General features: G+C 44.8%; 9 protein-coding genes and 1 tRNA gene. All 10 read right to left on the bottom strand.

Annotated elements, in window-relative coordinates; genetic code table 11:
- Nucleotides 1-13: 13 nt before the first annotated feature.
- Nucleotides 14-808 (bottom strand): hypothetical protein, encoded by a 795-nt coding sequence (locus AB6805_RS14710; RefSeq protein ID WP_370910184.1) that lies wholly within the window; start codon nucleotides 806-808, stop codon nucleotides 14-16.
- Between the two features lie 18 nt (nucleotides 809-826).
- The gene (locus tag AB6805_RS14705) at nucleotides 827-7,348 is read right to left on the bottom strand and encodes a hypothetical protein (RefSeq protein ID WP_370910183.1); all 6,522 of its coding nucleotides are present in this window, start codon (nucleotides 7,346-7,348) and stop codon (nucleotides 827-829) included.
- Nucleotides 7,345-7,866, bottom strand: a complete 522-nt coding sequence (locus tag AB6805_RS14700; RefSeq protein ID WP_370910182.1) for a hypothetical protein — start codon at nucleotides 7,864-7,866, stop codon at nucleotides 7,345-7,347. The genes AB6805_RS14705 and AB6805_RS14700 overlap by 4 nt, the downstream gene beginning before the upstream one ends.
- Before the next feature lie 2 nt (nucleotides 7,867-7,868).
- Nucleotides 7,869-8,972, bottom strand: a complete 1,104-nt coding sequence (locus AB6805_RS14695; RefSeq protein ID WP_370910181.1) for a hypothetical protein — start codon at nucleotides 8,970-8,972, stop codon at nucleotides 7,869-7,871.
- Between the two features lie 6 nt (nucleotides 8,973-8,978).
- Nucleotides 8,979-11,516 carry a hypothetical protein gene (locus AB6805_RS14690; protein WP_370910180.1) on the bottom strand — a complete coding sequence of 846 codons (2,538 nt, stop codon included), beginning with the start codon at nucleotides 11,514-11,516 and terminating at the stop codon, nucleotides 8,979-8,981.
- A 250-nt stretch (nucleotides 11,517-11,766) separates the two neighbouring features.
- Nucleotides 11,767-15,324, bottom strand: a complete 3,558-nt coding sequence (locus AB6805_RS14685) for a hypothetical protein (RefSeq protein WP_370910179.1) — start codon at nucleotides 15,322-15,324, stop codon at nucleotides 11,767-11,769.
- 716 nt (nucleotides 15,325-16,040) lie between these two features.
- Nucleotides 16,041-16,124 (bottom strand) — tRNA-Leu (locus AB6805_RS14680).
- A 75-nt stretch (nucleotides 16,125-16,199) separates the two neighbouring features.
- Nucleotides 16,200-16,604, bottom strand: coding sequence for a carbohydrate-binding protein (locus AB6805_RS14675; protein ID WP_370910178.1), 405 nt, complete (start codon nucleotides 16,602-16,604; stop codon nucleotides 16,200-16,202).
- 189 nt (nucleotides 16,605-16,793) lie between these two features.
- On the bottom strand, nucleotides 16,794-17,861 hold the full coding sequence (locus AB6805_RS14670; RefSeq protein ID WP_370910177.1) for a glycoside hydrolase family 76 protein: 1,068 nt from the start codon (nucleotides 17,859-17,861) through the stop codon (nucleotides 16,794-16,796).
- Nucleotides 17,862-17,875: 14 nt separating this feature from the next.
- Nucleotides 17,876-19,021, bottom strand: a complete 1,146-nt coding sequence (locus tag AB6805_RS14665) for a glycoside hydrolase family 76 protein (RefSeq protein WP_370910176.1) — start codon at nucleotides 19,019-19,021, stop codon at nucleotides 17,876-17,878.
- Between the last annotated feature and the right edge of the window lie 3 nt (nucleotides 19,022-19,024).

Genomic DNA, 19,024 nt, shown 5'->3' with positions numbered 1-19,024 from the left:
AATAGGTTAACACTTAAAGCGTTGATATCAATCTGAAATGCCTATAGGCAGCAGTAGGTTTCCAGCCCTCTCCTTCCTTCTGCAGGTAAGTAGACAAACTAAGCCGGCGGCCATCTGTAATCACCTCATTCCATTTATTGAAAACCGTGGTGATCTCTCTGTCCATCTTCCTGTTCAGCGGATCTTCCAGGTTGGTTAAACGCATATAAATGCTGTTCAACTTCCCGGTACTACGATCATAGGTAATTTTCAATTCCTTACAGGTAACATGGCGTTCACAAAGCAATTGCACGGTTGTTAAATTATCGGTGTGCGTAGCGTTGATAGCATAGCTGTCGCTCTCCCAGAGTGCAATGATACTATCCACCGGTAACTGGGGAGCCGCCACTACCTCTTTGGGAGGTGAAACAAATAGTTTCTCAATTCCGCGGTTAGCCGAAATACACACGTCTTTCAGCTGGATCATTTCATTATCGCCCAGCTGATAATACATTTCTGCATTTCTCCTGCAATAATTAAATGTGGCATTCACATTTTCTGTCGGCTCCGCCGGATCACTGATCCGGATACTGCCTCCCATATCAATCACAGACAACGTATCAATACGCCTGTAAATAGCAATGATCTGTCCCAGCAACGCAGCATCCTCCCGTTGAAAATGGGTTGCTTCTTCCGCTACCGGCGCCTGTTCTTTCAAAGGAGGCCACCAGCTGTTCAGCAAAGGCCTGGCGCCTATGGCAAGTCCAACCACCATTATTGCCGCCACGAATAGAATGATAAACTTTCCACTTATATGATACTTCTTCATCTTTCAATATTAAAGCGGTTAATTTTTCGCCCTGTAAGAAGAGCGGTTTTCTTTAATCGTCATGATTCCCCGGTCTGTTTCCTTCTTTAACCTGATCAGGGTACCTTCATCATCATACTCATACAGTGTGGCCAGGTTATTTTCATCCAGTTGCGCCATGAGCCGCTGATTCAGGGGATCATATGCATACGTTTTTATGTTACCTTTCACCGGTAAAATGCGGATATCATCTATCCTTGTTGCAGTACCAGCCGTGAGTGTGAGCGTGGTGGATACCCCGGGATCACTGGCCCAGAAATTCATCTCCACCAGTTTCCATCCTTCTACCGAAGCCTTCACCGTAAGTGGCTTATCCGCGCCATTAACACTTACTTTCAGATCGGAGGTATTACCAGATGGCTGTGCATCTTTTACCCAGGCAGAAAAAATATAGTTCGCATAGGGCTTCGGAGCAAATCCCATTGGGTAAACATAGGGCCTGGTGGTACGCATATATTCTCCCAGGTCAGAAAAATCCAGATAAGGCACGGTATGGTGTACATTTTCATGCGGACGCGTGTATAATACCAGTGGGCTGTTTAGTTTCAGGCTGTATTTACCGGTGTGGGCAATCTTGTTATCCAGCCAGTCTGTATACTGTCCCTTGTCGCGGATCATCACGAACATGTTGAAGCTATCTTTCGGATTACTATTTTCCGGAATAGCCTTCACCCGATATGCATAATCCTCAAATCCATCGTAAAATATTTCCCGCTGCATTGCATTGGAGGCCACAGCGGCGGTAAGTGTATTATTAAAGCTAAACAATGCGCTTTTAAAAATCCCCAGTGGATCTTTTGATTCCAGGCCATTTCCCTGAGCATCAAAAAGAGTGGCAGTACCGGTGCTGACCCATTTTTCATTATTTACGTAAGTGGGCTTCCACAAATTATCGGTCACTGAGAAATACCAGTAAGGAGTAAAGTTCTGATAAACCCCACCCTTCCTGATATCAGGGACAGACAGCTGTTGCCCGGTCCTGTTCACCAGGAAAGCTTTCTGCTCTACCGGGCGCCAGTTTCCGAGGAATCCATACAAGAAGGGATTCATCTGAAAGGTTATAGGCAAGGTATACTTCTCATTACTTATTGGTGTACCTAACTCCCCCTGACGTTCCACTACATCGGCGGGATAATGTATCAGATCTTCTGATGAATAAGCGATAATATTTGTATAATTACCGGTGTTATATAATTCATAAGCCGATTTATTATAGATCTCCGCAGCAAAACCGGCTTCCTGACCCTTGGAATTACGACCCATGACCTCGAAATTATGTTTACCGGGGAGCATGTTCGCTAATTCAAAAACATGCCATTTTCTATGATTGCTTAGCTTCTCTTCCGTGAGCTTTCTCACTTCCACACCATCGATATATACATACACCTCATCATTACCACCCAGACCCAGAGAATAGCTGGCAGCTGGTTCCAGTGTTATATCAGTGTTGTAAGAATACCACAAATCATTACCATTTGGATTCTTATACCTGGGATACATCCCAATGGCCGTTAATCTTCCGGTGTTACCATTCCCTCCCCAGAAATATCCTTTTCTGTTACCATATTCCGCACCATTCTGAGCGTAAAAGCTCGTTCCGTCATTCCCATCCTGGCTATCTTTGTACTGTGCATAATAGGGCCACATGCGGTCGTTTGCATTAGGATTTCTGATGTACACCCCCCTGTCCGGGCGCTCATAGTCATACCCTGGATAAATGCCCTCCATTTTAAGCCGGGAGCCCCAGGACTGATCGTATAACGTTACACTCGCATCCAGCACACCCAGGGAAGCCAGTTCGTCGTCCGTATCTGTTGTAAAGCGGAAAGCGCCATTTTGCACCGGGTTTTTCAAACACACCACGGAGGCGCCGGGGGCCGTTAGTTGGTTCCGGTATCCTGAGCGGGCCAACTTTACGTCGCTCTTGAAATTATTAGCCACATTCCCGTCCTTGTTGATAAGCTTATAGGATAGGTCCTGGTCTCCCTTGGTCAATGTTTTCACCACCCAGTAAATGGAATCCTGCTTATTCAGATCAATCAGTTCATCGCCTGTGGTCACAAATCTGGTAAACGTAGATGGAATTTTCCCTTTAGCATCTGTCTCGAAATTCCGGATAAGGGCATTGTTATTTTTATAAGCACCGGACATCCCGCTATTCATCCAGTATGCCGGCATATTTACCTGGTACACAGGATCATCAAACTCGTTATTGGTGGTGGTAACTACCGGATCGCCGGTAACGGCATCATATAAAGTATTTTTGGTTGTAACGGTAGATCCATTGATAGTTTTCACTACCCGGTCCAGTACCCCGGAATATTGCACGGTTTTTAATACCGATGCAGAACGGAACAACCGATATTCATCGTTCTGACTCATCGGCCAGTGTGGGATCACCCACGGTATCGGGAAGCCGGGTATCATGTCAAAACCCGCGCGGATGGTCCGGCCTGTGTTGCTGGTTTCCTCTTCCCGCATGTCTACTATCATTTCTATCTCTCTGCCGATAACCTGGTTCTGCGTAATCTCTCCTTTTTCGTTCACTACATCCACATTATTCACGAGCATTTGCGTGCCTACCCCCAGTGGCTTTGCATTGAAGTAGTAACTGGTGTTGGCAATCTCTGCGCCCGACTGGTTAAATACTCTTTCTGCTTTGGGCTTGCCATGCATGTCGTTCAGTTTCACCACATACCCCTGGGATAACACCAGTTCATGTGCTACATTGGAACCAATAAAACTAAACCAACCTTTGGAATCATAATTATAGGCGTCCGGGCTTTGATCATAGCTTACCTGTACCGGGAAATCCTTTGAAGTATAGAACTCATGTTGTACCCATCCCGTTTTAGGTGCGGCTTCCACCACGCCCTCCGCATTCAGATCTTTTACCACCACTTTGCTATAACCCACTACCGGTGCGGGGAATAAGGTTTCTCCAAAGGGTTTCTCCAGGTAGTAATAGTTATTGAGACCACCTTTTATATCTTCGGTATAAGGTACCGGTAAACGCAGGGGATTTTCATCGCCCCCTACTCCCGGCTCATAGCTGGCTACGCCACTGCTGATCGTTTTTCCATTCCAGGTAGTGGTATACGTATATTCCTGACCGTAGGTAGCCCCTGTTAAAGGCTCTCCACTGATCGTGTTCCAGATATCCGATATTCTGACACGCTTTACCCGGGCCGCACCGCCCAGTTTTATTCCATCCACTTTTGCAATACGTCCAAAACTCTTTTTCAGATCCACGCTTCGTGCAAATCTCTTCCGCTCTGCTCTATTATAAAAGTTACCTGTAATTTCACTGAGGTTACTGATGGAGTTCACAAGGGCGCCTAATGCTGCCTGTATAGGCATATCGTCGGATATCCTGTTCTTGTAGCCAGGATAAGCATACTTGGGATACTCTAATCTCATTTTCTGCCAGGCGGCAAAAATGAAAGGATTCGAAGTCACATTCCCTTCGCCCATGGTGTCGAATATGACCGCTACATTTCCACCGGGTTTTTCTATCACATCTTTCACCTTTCCATAACACGGAACATAATCGCAACTACTTTCAGCCGTGCCATTATCGGGTTTATCCGTCAAATTCACAAATAGCTTGGCGTAAAAATCCCTTTCGCCATTCAGGTAACGCCTGATAAAATCATTTTTTTTCTCTTCTGCGGAGGCTCCGTTCAGGCTTTCTTTAATATTGATCATAAATCCACGGGCAAAAAAGAAGTCCGGCTCCGGGTTGCCGTCTTTATCTACCAACTGCGTCAGTTCCACCATCTGCATCGCCGGCTTATCCTGTACATAAGCGTAATCACCGGATTCATAGTCTACGTGAATTTCTCCGCCTGTTGGCAAACTGATATCCGTCAAATTCCAGGCACTGGCATTCTGATCGGCGATCGCCTTATCCTGTGTACTATAGGGGAAGCGGTCATTATTTAAATTATTCAAACCGGATTTGGCCGCTTTATAATTACCCCACCTGTCGGTAGAGAGATACTCATAATCGGGGTTCTTGCCCGTATATTTGAAAGTATAGGGAAAATGTTTCCCTTTGGTAGAAGCACCATAGGTAAAGTGCAAACCCGTTAAGGTAAGTTTACCACTATCGGCAACAGCCTGGTTGGGTACTTTCTGACAGAGCGTGTATTCATAGTTGAATACCGCTGTTTTTATGGGTGTCGTGAGATCTTTCTTCGAATACAGGCGGACTTCCTTCAAACAACGCTGTCTGCCATTGGCGGTATTGTCTATAGCGCCGGTGATACCGGTAACACCTAATGCATCATTCCTGCTGTCCAACAGGAAAAACATCACCTTATTTTTTGTCTCAATAGAGTTTAAAAGCCATATTTCCTTCTCCCCATATACAATGCTACTTTTATCATCATCCTGATCCGCATTCAATGCTTTGTTATAGAGCGCCCTATTCGGCTTCATCGGAGATCGCCACTTGTAATTACCGTTTACCTTTGTATAGTTAAATTTAATGGCGGTACCCATGTCATCATCTGAAATACCGTCGCCTGTTACATCTACATAATCGGGCGACAATATCGCAGACAACAGGAAAGCCGACGCATACGCAGGCTGCGTTTCCTTATGAAAATATTTGTCAATGCCGTAATTATGCTGGATTCCTCCATCTGGTTTCAGCGAAAATCCAACCAGGTTTCTGTCCTCATCCTTCGCCGCATTCGGATCTGTAGCAAATGAATACTCCTCCTGTACCTTGTTATAAACGGGCAGGCTGTATACCATTCTTTTCCCGTCGTCTCCTGTGACCGTAAATTCAGAAAGATGAGTACCATATCTTGACTCTGTTACTGCGGAAGGTAGCGCGGGTGTAAAACCAGTTACTTTGTTCTCCCGGTAATCTTCTTTCATTCTTATCACGCCACCCTTGTAGGTTTCTGAGGCGGTGAGATAGGAAATGGCGTTCCGTCTTACCTGTCTTACTTTCTTTGTCAGCGGGTTGGATGTGGATATGGGATAAGTATTATTATATCCGTCTTTCAGTTCACTTTTACTGCTGAGTCCATCCAAAGATACATGCACTACGTCTTCGCCTTTGATTAATGTCTCATATTCATTGCTCCCCACATTCTTCTCATCCATCTGCTTAAAATAGGCATGCTCTTCGAGGGTATTATCGATGTTCTTATAATCAGCTACTCCATTGAATCGGTTACCGTTTTTCCACTTCCCGGTTTTGTTGGATACATCCTGCTTATAAAACGTGACCCCACCATGAAAATATAATCCAAAACCCAGATCTACTCCAAGGGTAGTGGTGTTATTCGCGTCATTGACAGCAGGGTCAAACACCGTTCCTGAACCACCACGATGCAGACGGAATTGCCCGCTTCCCAGCTGGCTGGAATAGGAAAAAATATCGGCCGTAGCGATAGGAATCGCAATGTTGGGCATATTGGGAATTACTGCATTATCTTTCTCCCGCATGAAATCCATTACGGCGTTGGGTACATCTTTACCCTGGTTCGCGTACAAGTATCCGTATGCCGGATTAGTATTAACCCTGTTCAGTATTTCCCGCTTATACCGGTAGCCGGTAAGTCCTACGCCCGCAAAAGCACCGGCGCCGGATGGTCCTACATCTATACTGTAGCTACGGTTGGTAGACCGGTAAGGCACTCCTATATGTGGATAAAAAGGTGGTGTGTTATAAGTGAATCCGATGCCGCCTACATCAAAACTGGAGGAACCCGGTTGATTATCCCAGTCTCTCGTGGTTACACCGAAAGACCCGTTCAGCGTGAGGCTTTTCAGCCCCTGGCGGGTGTTATAACCAAGATTGGCCGACAGCCCTACGTTCGTGGTCTTATTTTCATTCGACTTATCATATAAAGCCAGCGTGATATTAGGCGATACATCCACACCGTTACTGGTATTGGACATCAGGCCCACACCCAGTCCGGGCGTTAAGGCACCACTCCCGCGTGTAAGAGAGATACCCGCATTTATGCCGAACTCGGCTCCTATCCCGGTATAAGTATCACTGAAGATACCGAGCGACAAAGAGCCTTTCAGGCCAATCAGTTTCGCCCCGCCAAAGAACTCCGCTTTGACTGTTCCCCGCCCACCGGTTGTTGTTTTAGGCGCTGTATAATGCTCCGTGATCACCTTATCTCCGTTCATATCATCCGGAATACCTCTCAGGCTCCGGTTAATAGCGCCCACATTGAGATTCCAGCCCAGTCCTACCCAGCTGGCCTCATCATCCATTCCTACACCGGACTGGTAATTTAAATTGATGGGGTAACCATCAATATCCATTATAGGAATATTGTATTTAAATGCACCGGTAAACATGTCGACCGTTTCACTGGTACCTGCTTCCGCAAACTGTTTGCTTTCCGGTTGAGAAGGACCGGTTGTAAGTGCCCATGCAGCGCAGGGTACCAATATCTGGAAGGCAAGCAAGCCTAGAAAAAAAACTGCAATGGACTTTCTGAATATTATGTTTCCTGGAATCATAACCTGCTGCTTAATGAGTCAATACTATTGATATGTGTAACCTGGAAGGGAAACACCAACTTATGATGCGTATACATCCAATCATTCATCACGAAATACAATACAGCTGTTCCTGCCGGCACGGCCCTTTTGAACGTGGTCAGGTATTCTGCTGAAGAGGTACTTCCATTCGGAATTCGCTGCGTAAACTGTGCCGCCAGCGTATCACTTCCCACTACCAGCCAAAACAGGGTATCCACGCTTACCGCCTGCATTTTCCGGCTTTCTTCCCGGGAGGAAGCTGGTAGGGCAACGTTTAACTTAAATGTCATTTCCCCTGCTGCATCCGGATTTTCCCTTCCCAGCATCCGTTCCCACTGCACCGGAAGGTAACTGGCCCTTACCCCGATACCTCCTGCATCCTGTTCCTGAACCAGCGCCTGGCCATTGTTGGCATAAAAAGCTTTTATTTCTTTCTTTCCTGAATGACAGGCAGACATTAACAACCCTATCATCACGGATATTATTAAGTATTTCATCGCTATTCCGTTTCACTTTTATAAAGAAATCTTAATTGTTTTTCTTCACCGTTAGGCAGCTTCAACTCCAGCAGGTAATAGTAGCCATCCACGAATGACCTGTTCTCTGCCAGGGGTATGACCACATGGTTGTTTCCCCGATTCAGTTTGATCGCCGGTAGTTTACGCATTTCCAGTTCGGGCCTGGTGATACAACGGATCTTATAATTCAGCGGGGCTTTGTCGTACACATTTTCTACCGCAAACAGCACTTTTCCGCGGGCCACATAAAAATTACCTTTTGTCAGATCCGTGATATCCCTGAAGCTTTCCGGTACTTCTGCCGCGGTTTCCTCTTCGCAGAACACCATAAAATCCCATATCTCGGAGTTCACCAGCAGCATATCATTTTTGTAGGCGCTTACCTGCCACACGTAAGTTTTTCCCTGCACAAGATCTTTTGCCAGAGAAGGATAGAAAAGCATGGGAGAATTAATGCCCAGCTGGTTAATCAAAGGCATATTGTAATTAAGTGCTTCTACCTTTGCCTGTCCGGGTTTCACTTCCGTGAGTACGAGCCGGTATTGCACACCCGGAACAGCCGGCAATAGTGGTTGCCAGAAAAAGGGTGGTCGCTTGTTACAGATCTTGTCTTCTTCTGCCGGGTTCAATAGCAGCAAGGGAGAAAACGGCTGGAGGTAATAATCGAAGCACTGGTCGCCCAGGGTTTCGCCCTGGTGCGACTGATCACCGGCATTCAATTCAAAACAATATTCGTAATCCCCTTCCGTAAAGTAGCCGGACTGGCGACAGATAGTGGCCACCTTATTTTCTGCAAAGCGGATGGCGGATCTGGCAATCAATCCACCCGGTAAGGAGTTGGTGCCGGGCATTAACTGAAAGGCAGGTGTTTTTATACTGACAATATTGCCGGCGCCGGCAGCAGATACTTTTACGGTAAGACTTACCAGTTGCGACTGGCTGCCGGTATTCGCCAGCTTCACCTGCAACAGGCCATCCAATGTGCGGCCATGCAGTTCCGGGATAAAAACAAAGGATACCTGGGCACGGAGTTGAACAGTACAAAACAGCATCAAAAAAATCACTCCCTGATAAAACTTTAACATAGGTACTTAATTCAATTGGTAAGAAATAGCCAGTTCACTTCTGAAGTTGCCAAACAGATAGTTCTGTGGCGTATTCAACAGGTTTTTACGGCAGTCAACATACATATTCACATTTAACCGGGGCAGTACACTGGCGCCCGCTGTTTGCCTGAGGCCCAGTTGCTGTACCACCGCCTTATTATCCAGGTAGGTAATACCGCTGCTACAGCTTATTTTCTTCCACACCTGGTAGGTCCATCCCGTTTCCACCGTAAGGAGGTTGGCATATACCGCTTCCCCCTTAATATCTTTATTGTAAAACAGGTTTATCGAAAGGACATGTGAGCTAAGCACCAGGTTGTGATTAATATTAATATTCAACAAGGTGCTGTGTTGTGGTAAAATATCGATCTGCTGATATCCCAGCATAATATTACTATTGTATGGAAGTGCCGCCATTTTTCCCTGCACCTGTGAAGCGAGTGATAACTGCCGGGTCATATACTGAAAGGATGGGGCCTTTTCACCGGTGCTTTTCATGGCCGACTGATTAAAACGCGCATCAAAGGCGATCTTCTTACTCAGTTTCCAGCGACCATCAATAGCAAACTGCCTGTTTTTCCATTTACTGGAAGTCAAGGCCGAAGAGCTGATATCCTGGAAATCGGATCTTACTCCCAGCACCAGTTTATTTTTATACCAGTTTCTTTTCAGTTTTAATCCGTAACGTATCGTTCCTCTTCCTGCTCCTGGAGACGCCGGGTTATTATATCCCAGGCCAGAATAGCTGACGTAGGCACGCTGGTTCATATTCCACTCATTTACCTGCCCGTTGTAGTCGAGCCCCACAGACAAGGTTTCCCAGAAATCGTTGAACAGCGATAATGCAGCAGCCTTACTGGCCAGCATCGGGTCATTACCTACTGCCGAATTCTTGAACTGGTTGTTGGACTTTGATAATTGTGCGGCGATACGGCCATAACTACCCAGGCTGATATCTTCGGAAAAAGCGCCTACAAAAGTATTTCTAGGTAAATTCAGGGTAGTATACTGGCGGCGGGAATCGCTTTTGGTATTGGCGTTCACGACTCCTGCATGGCTGTGTGGCTGTGTAATATCACCGGCGCCCATTTGCAGGAACTGCATGCTGTAAGCCCCGGGATCAAGCGATGAATTAAAAGCAAGGTCTTTTATTGTTCCACCATCGATACGCTTTCCGGCACCCAGCATCAGGAATTTATTGTTGTTCAGAAAACTGGTTTGTATACCGGACATAAACAAGTCCTGTACCCCGCCTTTACTTCCGGAAGCCGCAATGTTACCGATGTCGAGTTGTTTGGCACTTAATAACAGGCGTTGCAGACCGCTCAATGGCAACAGTTCTTTAATGTTCCTTATTTTGTTGCTCTCCTCTTCCAGTTGCCCGTTGATTTTTCCTCCCGCCACCCGTTCGTCTGAGATAATGGATTTAGCCTGCAGGCCTTCTCCTACTTCTTTCTTCAGCGCAAAAACGCCCGCTATATATTTTCTGGCAGCACTGGCTGTACGGAAGTGTTCCAACTGGGCATTGAGGCTGCTGTCGGCCACCGGATGGGCCAGTAAGATACTGTCCTGCAACGCTGCAACAGCCAGCTCGAGGTCTTCTGCTGTAATGCCGAGGGCTCTATTGTTTAGTAACTCATTCCGTAGTTGCAACGAATCCAGCTGGATGATATGATCGCTGTTGAGCAATTGGCCGAAGGCGGCTGACTGCTTTTCTCCCAGCCCCGTGAGTTTTTGCTGGAGCGATTCCAACCGGTTGCTGGTAAAGGATTTTACCGCGCTTTTGACATCAATGTCTTTCAGAAAGTACTTTTTGAGATCATATTTCTTTTCGACTATGCTATTAAGGCGTTTTACGTAAGCGTCTTTATCAAATGAAAACTTCACGAGCGACTGATCCGCAAAGGGATTGTTCCAGGTACTTTGTCCTGAAATATTTGAATACCTCACGTTAACGGGTATATTCTTTATCATCAGCTGATCCCCTATTGTAACACTGGTACCCAGTATAGGCATGCCCGGTGTGTTTTCTGCGAAAGCACCGGCACTGGCTTCTTTAAGGCTGTTACTATACGCACCGGCATTTAACAGCTTATTCACGCCCGTTTCATCCCGTAAAGCATAGAAGCCCCGCAGTTTATCCGCGATGTATTGGCGGATACGGGCAGTGTCTTTGATGGTACTCATGCCTTGCTGCAACTGCGTGAGCTGCTGTTTACCGGCTGAATTACCGATAAACTGAAAGAATTCCTGCCGGGCGGATTCCTGCAGATATTTGCCGGCGCCTACATCCGGAACAGCCGGAAGATTTTGCCGGAGATATGCTTTAGCCTGTGTCATGGCTGACCTTTTGTTCAGCGAGTCTGCCAGTATCATCTGCAACATAGGGTTACCCATAGGCAGCCCAGCTTTTTTGGCCTCTTCCTCCAGTTGCTTAACGGGGGCATTTACTTTTACCGTTTGAGCATGAACGGTGACGGAAAGTAGCACACAGGTACACCACGCCGCTATAACTTTTGCCATATAAAAATTTTCATGGTATAGGGATTATTTATCTGGGATGCAGCAGGGGCGCTATCCGGGGAAGCAACCCTGCTGCGGGTTATTTTTCTTGCATATCAATGCATTCAGGAATGAAAAAGAGCCGTATGTGGCAGAATTAGCCGACTGATACACCGCAATGTTGATATTCCCGGTTGCATCTGGTGTTACATTTCTACCAGGGACACAGTTTATGAGATAACGTCTTTACAAAAAGTTCCTCATTAGTACATTAATCCACTTTCTCAACGATCACTGCATTCATAAAACACAAACCCCAAACATCCGGCATATAGCAACCAATTTTTATGGTTTCTCCATCTTTTAAATAACCTGTATAAGTAAGATAGTTGTTAACATTATCCTTACCTACAATTGTATTATCACATACTCCATTACTGCTACCCATTTTTACCCAAATTTTTGATGGTGCAAAATCAGCTGTAGTACTTGAAAGTATCTTCACATTGTAAGTGCCGGCAGGTAAGCCCATTCCAGGCACACCAATTACTTCATAGTTATAGTTTTGTGTAGCTGGATTAAAATTCAAAGCATAATTTAACCTCGCACTTTTAGAAACAACTGCTGGAAAAATATCGGTATAAATGTTAGCAGGAGCTTCATTGTCATTCCCATAATTACCACTATACTTTGCCCAATGAGTTGGATCAGTACTAACAGTATTGATTGCCCAACCTGATACAGGGTCTATTGCTGTTTGAACTGATGTTGTTGGGTCGCCTGTTAAAGTTGCCCAGTCAGGATGGGAAGCAGCGGTTGTGCCAGCGAAATTAAATTTGCCGAAATTGGCTCTTGGATTAGCCGTTGTTGTTTTTTCAATCAATAATATTGCAACGGTTTGACCATAATAGGATATGTTCTGATTGAATTGAAAATTAGCTAAAGCGGACATATTCATAACTATCTCTCCAGATGCATTCGGTTTAACATTATAATGGTCAGTTGTAAACATTGTGTTAAAACCTTCTAATCTACTTTGAGCGATACTGCCGTTCAATTCTGACCTGGTACCAGTTTTATTATTTGAATTAAATAAAGCCTTTGAAGTATTAGAGTTGTATATAATTACATCATAATATTTGTTTACATCCAGTCCAGTTAACTTCCATTGCGCTGGATTAACATTTGAGTATTTGAATGCTGTTTTGAACATATCAGCACTCATACCCATGTAATTATGATTAAGTCCATCAGTTGTAATTCCTTCAGGGTTGCTAACTACTGTAAAACCTTTTGTACTTGTACCATTTTTAATGTCTTTCAAATTTGATACAGTTGTATTGTTAGCCGCTGAAGTGACGTTGTTGATAGTATATAAGTTAAAAGTTGAATTGCTGCCAAGATTCAACATATAATATTTACGATCTTTAGTAGTTGTCAGACCATCCAAAACTGTATTCAATCGGTTTGTAAAATTCGTTTTATCAGTTCCATTATTCAATTTATCCACAATTAATTTTGCTCTGGACCAATCATAAAACTTCAATTTTTCTTCTGCTTTTGTAACATAATTATTACAGGTAGTTGTTAAGTTTTTGCTGTGAAAAAGTAAAAAGTCAGTTTCAAAATCAAATGGGGCAATTCTTTTATCATAAACATAATTATTCCATGTACCATTATCATGTTCACTATTCCAAGCCATTAACATTAATGGAGGGTATATACCTTTTGGATTGGCAGCATTGATGCTATTAACATCATCTAAGGTTGAATATTGAGAAGTGAACGGAACTCTTGTATCATTATAAGAATGGACAAACAAAAATGGTATATCTTTTACTACATCTCCATTCCCTGTAAGTGCCACATCATTAAAAGTTGTATTGGAAGCGATACCACCAGCTAACAGATTTGGATTACCTAAAGCAACGTTAGTTGTGCCTGCGCCGCCAGAAGACAAACCAGTTACATATACCCTATTTGAATCAATTGCATATCCATTAACGGCATAATTAACGGCTTTTTGTGCGGTTGCTAAAGTCCAAAGTCCATCATGCAATTGAGGACAAACAACAACACACTGCATAGGAAACAACTTATTATGCAAAAAGTATGGTAATCCTTCAGCTTCCAGTAATAATTGATTAATATCATCGTTATTCTCAGCGCCATTGACTCCAACTCCATGCAAGAATATTATTAAAGGGTAACCACCTGGTTTTAATGAATCATAACCTTGTGGCAAGTAAACCCATGTTTTCAAATTTGGGTTATTAGAATCATATTTGTTGTCTAAATAACCTCCTGAACTAAACATATCCGATGGTCTGGCAACGGATACATCAATATCATCAGCGTAAGTTGAACCATGATTATCAGTGACAGTCAAACGATATGTAGACCTGGCAGCAATTGGAATTCCTGTAACTCCTGTATTTATACCGTTTACGTTTGAAAATGTAACACCAGTTATATTAGAAATAACTGACCATTGATAGGAAGCAACTGAAAGAGAAGGATTGTTGATTTTTATGTTTCCATAAAAGTTGGTAGTACTTTCATTTTCATTTAAATATTGATCTAAACCTGCATTGACAGTTATTCCATTACCTCCTGGCCCCCCTGGGATGTTACCATCAACTACAGCTTTGACTACATTACTCCAGCTGGAAAAATACCCGTCCCGGAAATAGATCCGCATTCGGTAAAAGCTGCTATCAGGGCTGATAGCAAGTGTGTTTTCATAAGGTGATGTAATAGTTTTAAAATCATTATAGAGGCCGTTTATATAAGCGCTCCGTTGTACAATGTACTTAACAACATCGGTATTGGAAGTAAAATAGCTGGCGAGTGCATTCCTCATTGCATTAAACATGACCAGGTACCCCTGGTCATTCAAATGGATATTATCGCCGAACTGCAATGAAGGTTGTAATACATCGGGATTAGCGGAGTCTTCCAGGAGGTGATACGCATAGATGCATCTGGCTCCGAAAGTTCTACGCAGGTTATCTGCAGTTTGTCTCAGTTTAAGGCGCTGTGGAGCACCGAAAGCCGTACGGGGAATACTGCTCATTACCAACAACTGCACACCAGCTTTTTTGCAGGCTTCATCTATCAGCAAGGTATTAGAGAGCGCCTCCTCTGTAGACATCTCACCGCCACTGGCCTGGGATGCATAGTCGTTACTGGTATTAATGAGGATAATAATATTATTTCCATCAGCAATTGCCTTGGTGACGTTCATCGTCGAGTCTACAAAGCTATTGCTGCCTGTAGGCGCCAGATTGCGGGAATTATATCCATCTTTACAATAGTTCGTCAGCCGTGCATTGGAAGATACTGCATAAATATAAGCCTGCAGCTTTCCGGCAATGGAGTTGGCCGGTGTACTGGCATAACTCCCCGCCCCCTGGCTGTCTCCAATCAGGGCTATCTTCGGCGACTGATATAGCTCCCTGTCTGACTGCCACCATTTCAGCTGCATACTGTTGGCATCAATAGGCATAGCAGCCAGCGAAACAGCCGGCACACTAACACCTCCACCGCCGGAGAACCTTACCGCTATAGTATCCTGTCCGGCAATAGCGATAGCACTGTCTCCTATATTTTCCAGGGAAAGCTTTTTGAATACTGTATTTCCATCGCCTTGGTTATACAGAAAGCCCTGTACATTTTTGGAGGCATTTTTTACCTGGAGCTCAGCACCAACAACCATGACAGTATCTTGCTTAACTCTGAATGTTGATTGCCCAAGAGCCAGATGGGTTATGGTTAACAAGGCGAGTGTTAGTAACACTCGAAGTTTCTTGAAAAATTGCTTTTTCATTATTAGGTATTTTTAGGGATGTTTGAATCACGTAGCCGTTCGTACCTCTTTTAGCATGCTGTACCCTCTGTCGGATTTCTGGATCAGCAGCTTGACCGAACGAAAAATACCAATACATAGAACTTAAACATATAAATCATAGATACCAGGACCTGGAATAAGGGTACAAAACTGCAATTGCTATTCAACAAGATATCTTAATAATATCATACGGTATCAAGGGATTGATCCGGGGATAAGATACAGGAGATATAGGCACAAAAAAATCACGAATATGTAGAACGTCCACTATCTTATATAGGTAAGGTACATGACATTGCGTAAAAAAAATCATTGTTGGATTAACTTATTTGGGTGACTGTTTTCATAAAACTAAGGTACAGGCTCGGGGTACAAAAAACAATAACACTTTCATGTAATTAATTATGTTCGAAGTTCAGATCAACCCTAATTACCTTGCCATGAAGTATTTAATTACATGTTTGTTAAGTGTTTTTTTGTGTTGCCTGCCTTTCCCCAGTCCCGTTTTTAGATTAAAAGGGATAGCGTTAAAGTTCATAACGCGGGACTTATTATTGAGAACACAATAAAGTACATACCCGGTATTCTGCATAATTAGGAGAGGGACGTACCACATTTCGACGTACGGTCTGGACGCGGGCTTGATAAAAATAAAAATGGACAAACCGAAGAAAATCTCGATTTGTCCACCTTAGTGCCCAGAACTGGATTCGAACCAGCACACCCTTGCAGGCGCTGCGACCTGAACACAGTGCGTCTACCAATTTCGCCATCTGGGCAACTGATATCGTGTCAGGGAGCGCAAAGATAAGCAGCTATTTTAATTTTCCAAAAAAATAACGGAAACGCCTATATTAATAATTAAAAATAAAGCCAAATGCCGTAATGCTGAACGGCATCCCACCCTTCGCTACCAGGTACAGATCATGCACGCCTTCGGCATGACGCAGGTTACCCGTTAACTTCAACGCGTAGGTACTGTCTCCCGTATAAGGAATATCAAGGGTACCGATAATTTTACCTTTGGGTTTATCTATCCGGAACTCCAGCCGGGCATTACTCTTTTTGTGCTCCGATGCCACTTCCACGCGGAAGCCTATTTCACCAAGACTTAAATTAACCTGGGCAAAGCTGAGATAACTGCCCTCCTTCATCTGGAATTCCGTTGCGCGATTCCCCTTTTTACCCGCCGGCGCCGCCGTCTGTCCCAAAACAGATACCGGCACGAAAGCAAAAAGCAGCAATAACATCAGCCTCATAGGATAGGATAGGTTGTCTTCTTCTCTTTTCTAAGATGGTCAGGAAATAACGCTTCCCGGGATAAATTAATAATAAAAATTATAAAATTAAGGAATTATGTAATATTATAGCAAAATAATAACCCGGGCTCACACGAAAAAGCCCGTAACAATAAATGCTACGGGCCCTTATAATTTTATTTCCATGATTTATATACCGGCCAGCCGGGCGTAAATTTCCATCATCCCCGCCTGTCCCAGCAGCTCTTTTTCCGGGCGGTTACCCACCATGTTGTTGCTGCTGTTCCTCTCCTGCTCCCATACCTTACCGGCATACTCCTGCATGGCACGGATGTACTTCGGATTGTTATCTGTCCTGTACAACGCTTCGTATCCCCTTAGCAATACGGCATTAAACCAGTACGACGAAGGAAACTTTCCGTTCCTGAAAAACCGCCTGTAGCTGCCTTCTGCAATATGACGGGCCTCTTTTAAATACTGCGCATTCTTTGTAATGCGGTACAGCTTTACATTGGCCTCCAGCATAACGCCGGCATTGTAAGTATACGTGGCAGAATCAATACGGTTGTTTTCCGCCGGCTTTATGGCATCCCAATACACGCCGTCCTCACTGCGGAGATACCTGTTTACCCAGTTGTACAACAACAAAGCAGTATCCAGGTAGGCCTGCTTATGCACCGCATCATACAACTGCAGCGCCAGTAAAATAGCCGGTCCGTTGGAACAGGTGTTCTTCGTGGTAATATCCCTTTCTTTCCAATATAAGCCACCACCACTAACGGTATCGTATCCCGTCATCATAAAACGGTAGATCTCCGTTCCTTTGCCCAGGTACCACTTCTTCCTGGTACGCGCATACGCATCCAGGTACGCAATGCCAATCCACTGGTTATCGTCGTAGTACCTATCCTCCCGCCTTTCCTTCACTACGTAAGATGCATATCCCGGTGCAGGTGGAACAGGATCATAATACTGGTTAATTGCCTCCACCACCGGCGCCATGTACACTTTACCAGGATGGATCCGTTCCATTTCATTGGTGGCTTGTATGAGCCCGCAAAGGCCCCATAGGTCGGCATGCGGATTATGATTCTTTGTACGGTCGCTGGTTTGGATGTACAAACCGGTTTTGCGCTCATACAAATATTTGTTCACTGCCTGCTGCAGCATCTCTGCCTTTTGCCTGTTGCTTTGGGCAAATACGCTGCCGGCAGACAGCAAACACCAAAAGGTAAGCCTCACTATTCTTCTCCCCATCTTTATCATTTTCATTACTTCATCAGTCCCATACTCTTCAGCTTCACTGCGGCTTCCATGAGCATAGCGCCACTCAACTGGGTGGTGAGGTCGCTGCCGGCAGCCATGGTGGACCAGTCCTTGTTAAATAACACCTGCGGGCGCGTCGTGCCTTTCAGCCACAACGTTTCTGCGTTCAGCTGCAGGAAAGCGGCATACTTCGCCACATCCGTGCTGCTGATACTGCCATCGGTGATCAGCAACATCAGGTAACGCACCAGCACTCCCTTGAACAAACCACCGTCTCCACCGCCTTCATCTTTCAGGATATTGGCATTGGTAAATCCACCAGCTAAAGTGTTGTTGGCGGTTTTCAATGCATCATTGATATATACATTCTGACCAGTCAGTTTATACAACTCCACCCCTGCGCCAATAAACACCCCCTGGTTGTAAGTGAAGTTCCAGTTCTTGGTTACCTGGCCGCTGCCGTCCTGGTTAATACCATCCCAAACGAGACCGGTAACCGGGTCTACCAGCGTGGCTTTCTGCCAGTCGTAGATCTTTTTTGCCCAGGCAATATCATCCGGGTTCTGGGTAAGACCATACATCCGGCAGGCAATAATACACGCAGGCGCATTGGCAGGCGTATTCTTGTAGTTCTTAGATTTATCCTTGTTCCAGTGGATACCACCGCCCCATACATCATCCCAGCCGCCTTTGATATCGTTCCACAGCAATACGGCCACATCTTTATACCGGGTATCGCCGGTGGCTTCAAAAGCGCGTAAACAGGCAAGGTTCATCCACTCCATATCATCATAGAAATGGTTGATGTAAGTACCGCCGTTCTTTGTTTTCATGCCCGCCAGCAAATCATCCATACGGGCTTTGATAGCCGGGTCATTTTTACGTATATAGGCATCCGTTAGTACGTCCAGTGCATGCGCATTGGGCCAGTAGTTAAAAGTGGCATTACCGGCATTGTTGGCGTTAAAATATTTTTCCTGGTTCCAGAAATTGCTGGTGAGCCCCTGTAAAGAGGAATCACCGATCTGCGCCCAATCGAAAACATAACGTGCCTTGTTGGCTCCCGGACCCGGGCCATCATCTACAGGTTCTTTCAAACATGCAGTGAAGGCCAGGGAGAGCATTAAAAGGGAATATCGTATCAGCTTCATAGC

It is taken from the genome of Chitinophaga sp. RCC_12 (assembly GCF_041360695.1).
GTDB lineage: Bacteria > Bacteroidota > Bacteroidia > Chitinophagales > Chitinophagaceae > Chitinophaga.
This window is presented reverse-complemented; position numbering and strand designations above follow the sequence as displayed.

What these genes read in the sequence shown, in the direction of transcription:
- AB6805_RS14695 (WP_370910181.1), bottom strand. Translation starts at nt 8,972, where the DNA reads ATGTTAAAGTTTTATCAGGGAGTGATTTTTTTGATGCTGTTTTGTACT.
- AB6805_RS14665 (WP_370910176.1), bottom strand. Translation starts at nt 19,021, where the DNA reads ATGAAGCTGATACGATATTCCCTTTTAATGCTCTCCCTGGCCTTCACT.
- AB6805_RS14675 (WP_370910178.1), bottom strand. Translation starts at nt 16,604, where the DNA reads ATGAGGCTGATGTTATTGCTGCTTTTTGCTTTCGTGCCGGTATCTGTT.
- AB6805_RS14690 (WP_370910180.1), bottom strand. Translation starts at nt 11,516, where the DNA reads ATGGCAAAAGTTATAGCGGCGTGGTGTACCTGTGTGCTACTTTCCGTC.
- AB6805_RS14670 (WP_370910177.1), bottom strand. Translation starts at nt 17,861, where the DNA reads ATGGGGAGAAGAATAGTGAGGCTTACCTTTTGGTGTTTGCTGTCTGCC.
- AB6805_RS14710 (WP_370910184.1), bottom strand. Translation starts at nt 808, where the DNA reads ATGAAGAAGTATCATATAAGTGGAAAGTTTATCATTCTATTCGTGGCG.
- AB6805_RS14705 (WP_370910183.1), bottom strand. Translation starts at nt 7,348, where the DNA reads ATGATTCCAGGAAACATAATATTCAGAAAGTCCATTGCAGTTTTTTTT.
- AB6805_RS14685 (WP_370910179.1), bottom strand. Translation starts at nt 15,324, where the DNA reads ATGAAAAAGCAATTTTTCAAGAAACTTCGAGTGTTACTAACACTCGCC.
- AB6805_RS14700 (WP_370910182.1), bottom strand. Translation starts at nt 7,866, where the DNA reads ATGAAATACTTAATAATATCCGTGATGATAGGGTTGTTAATGTCTGCC.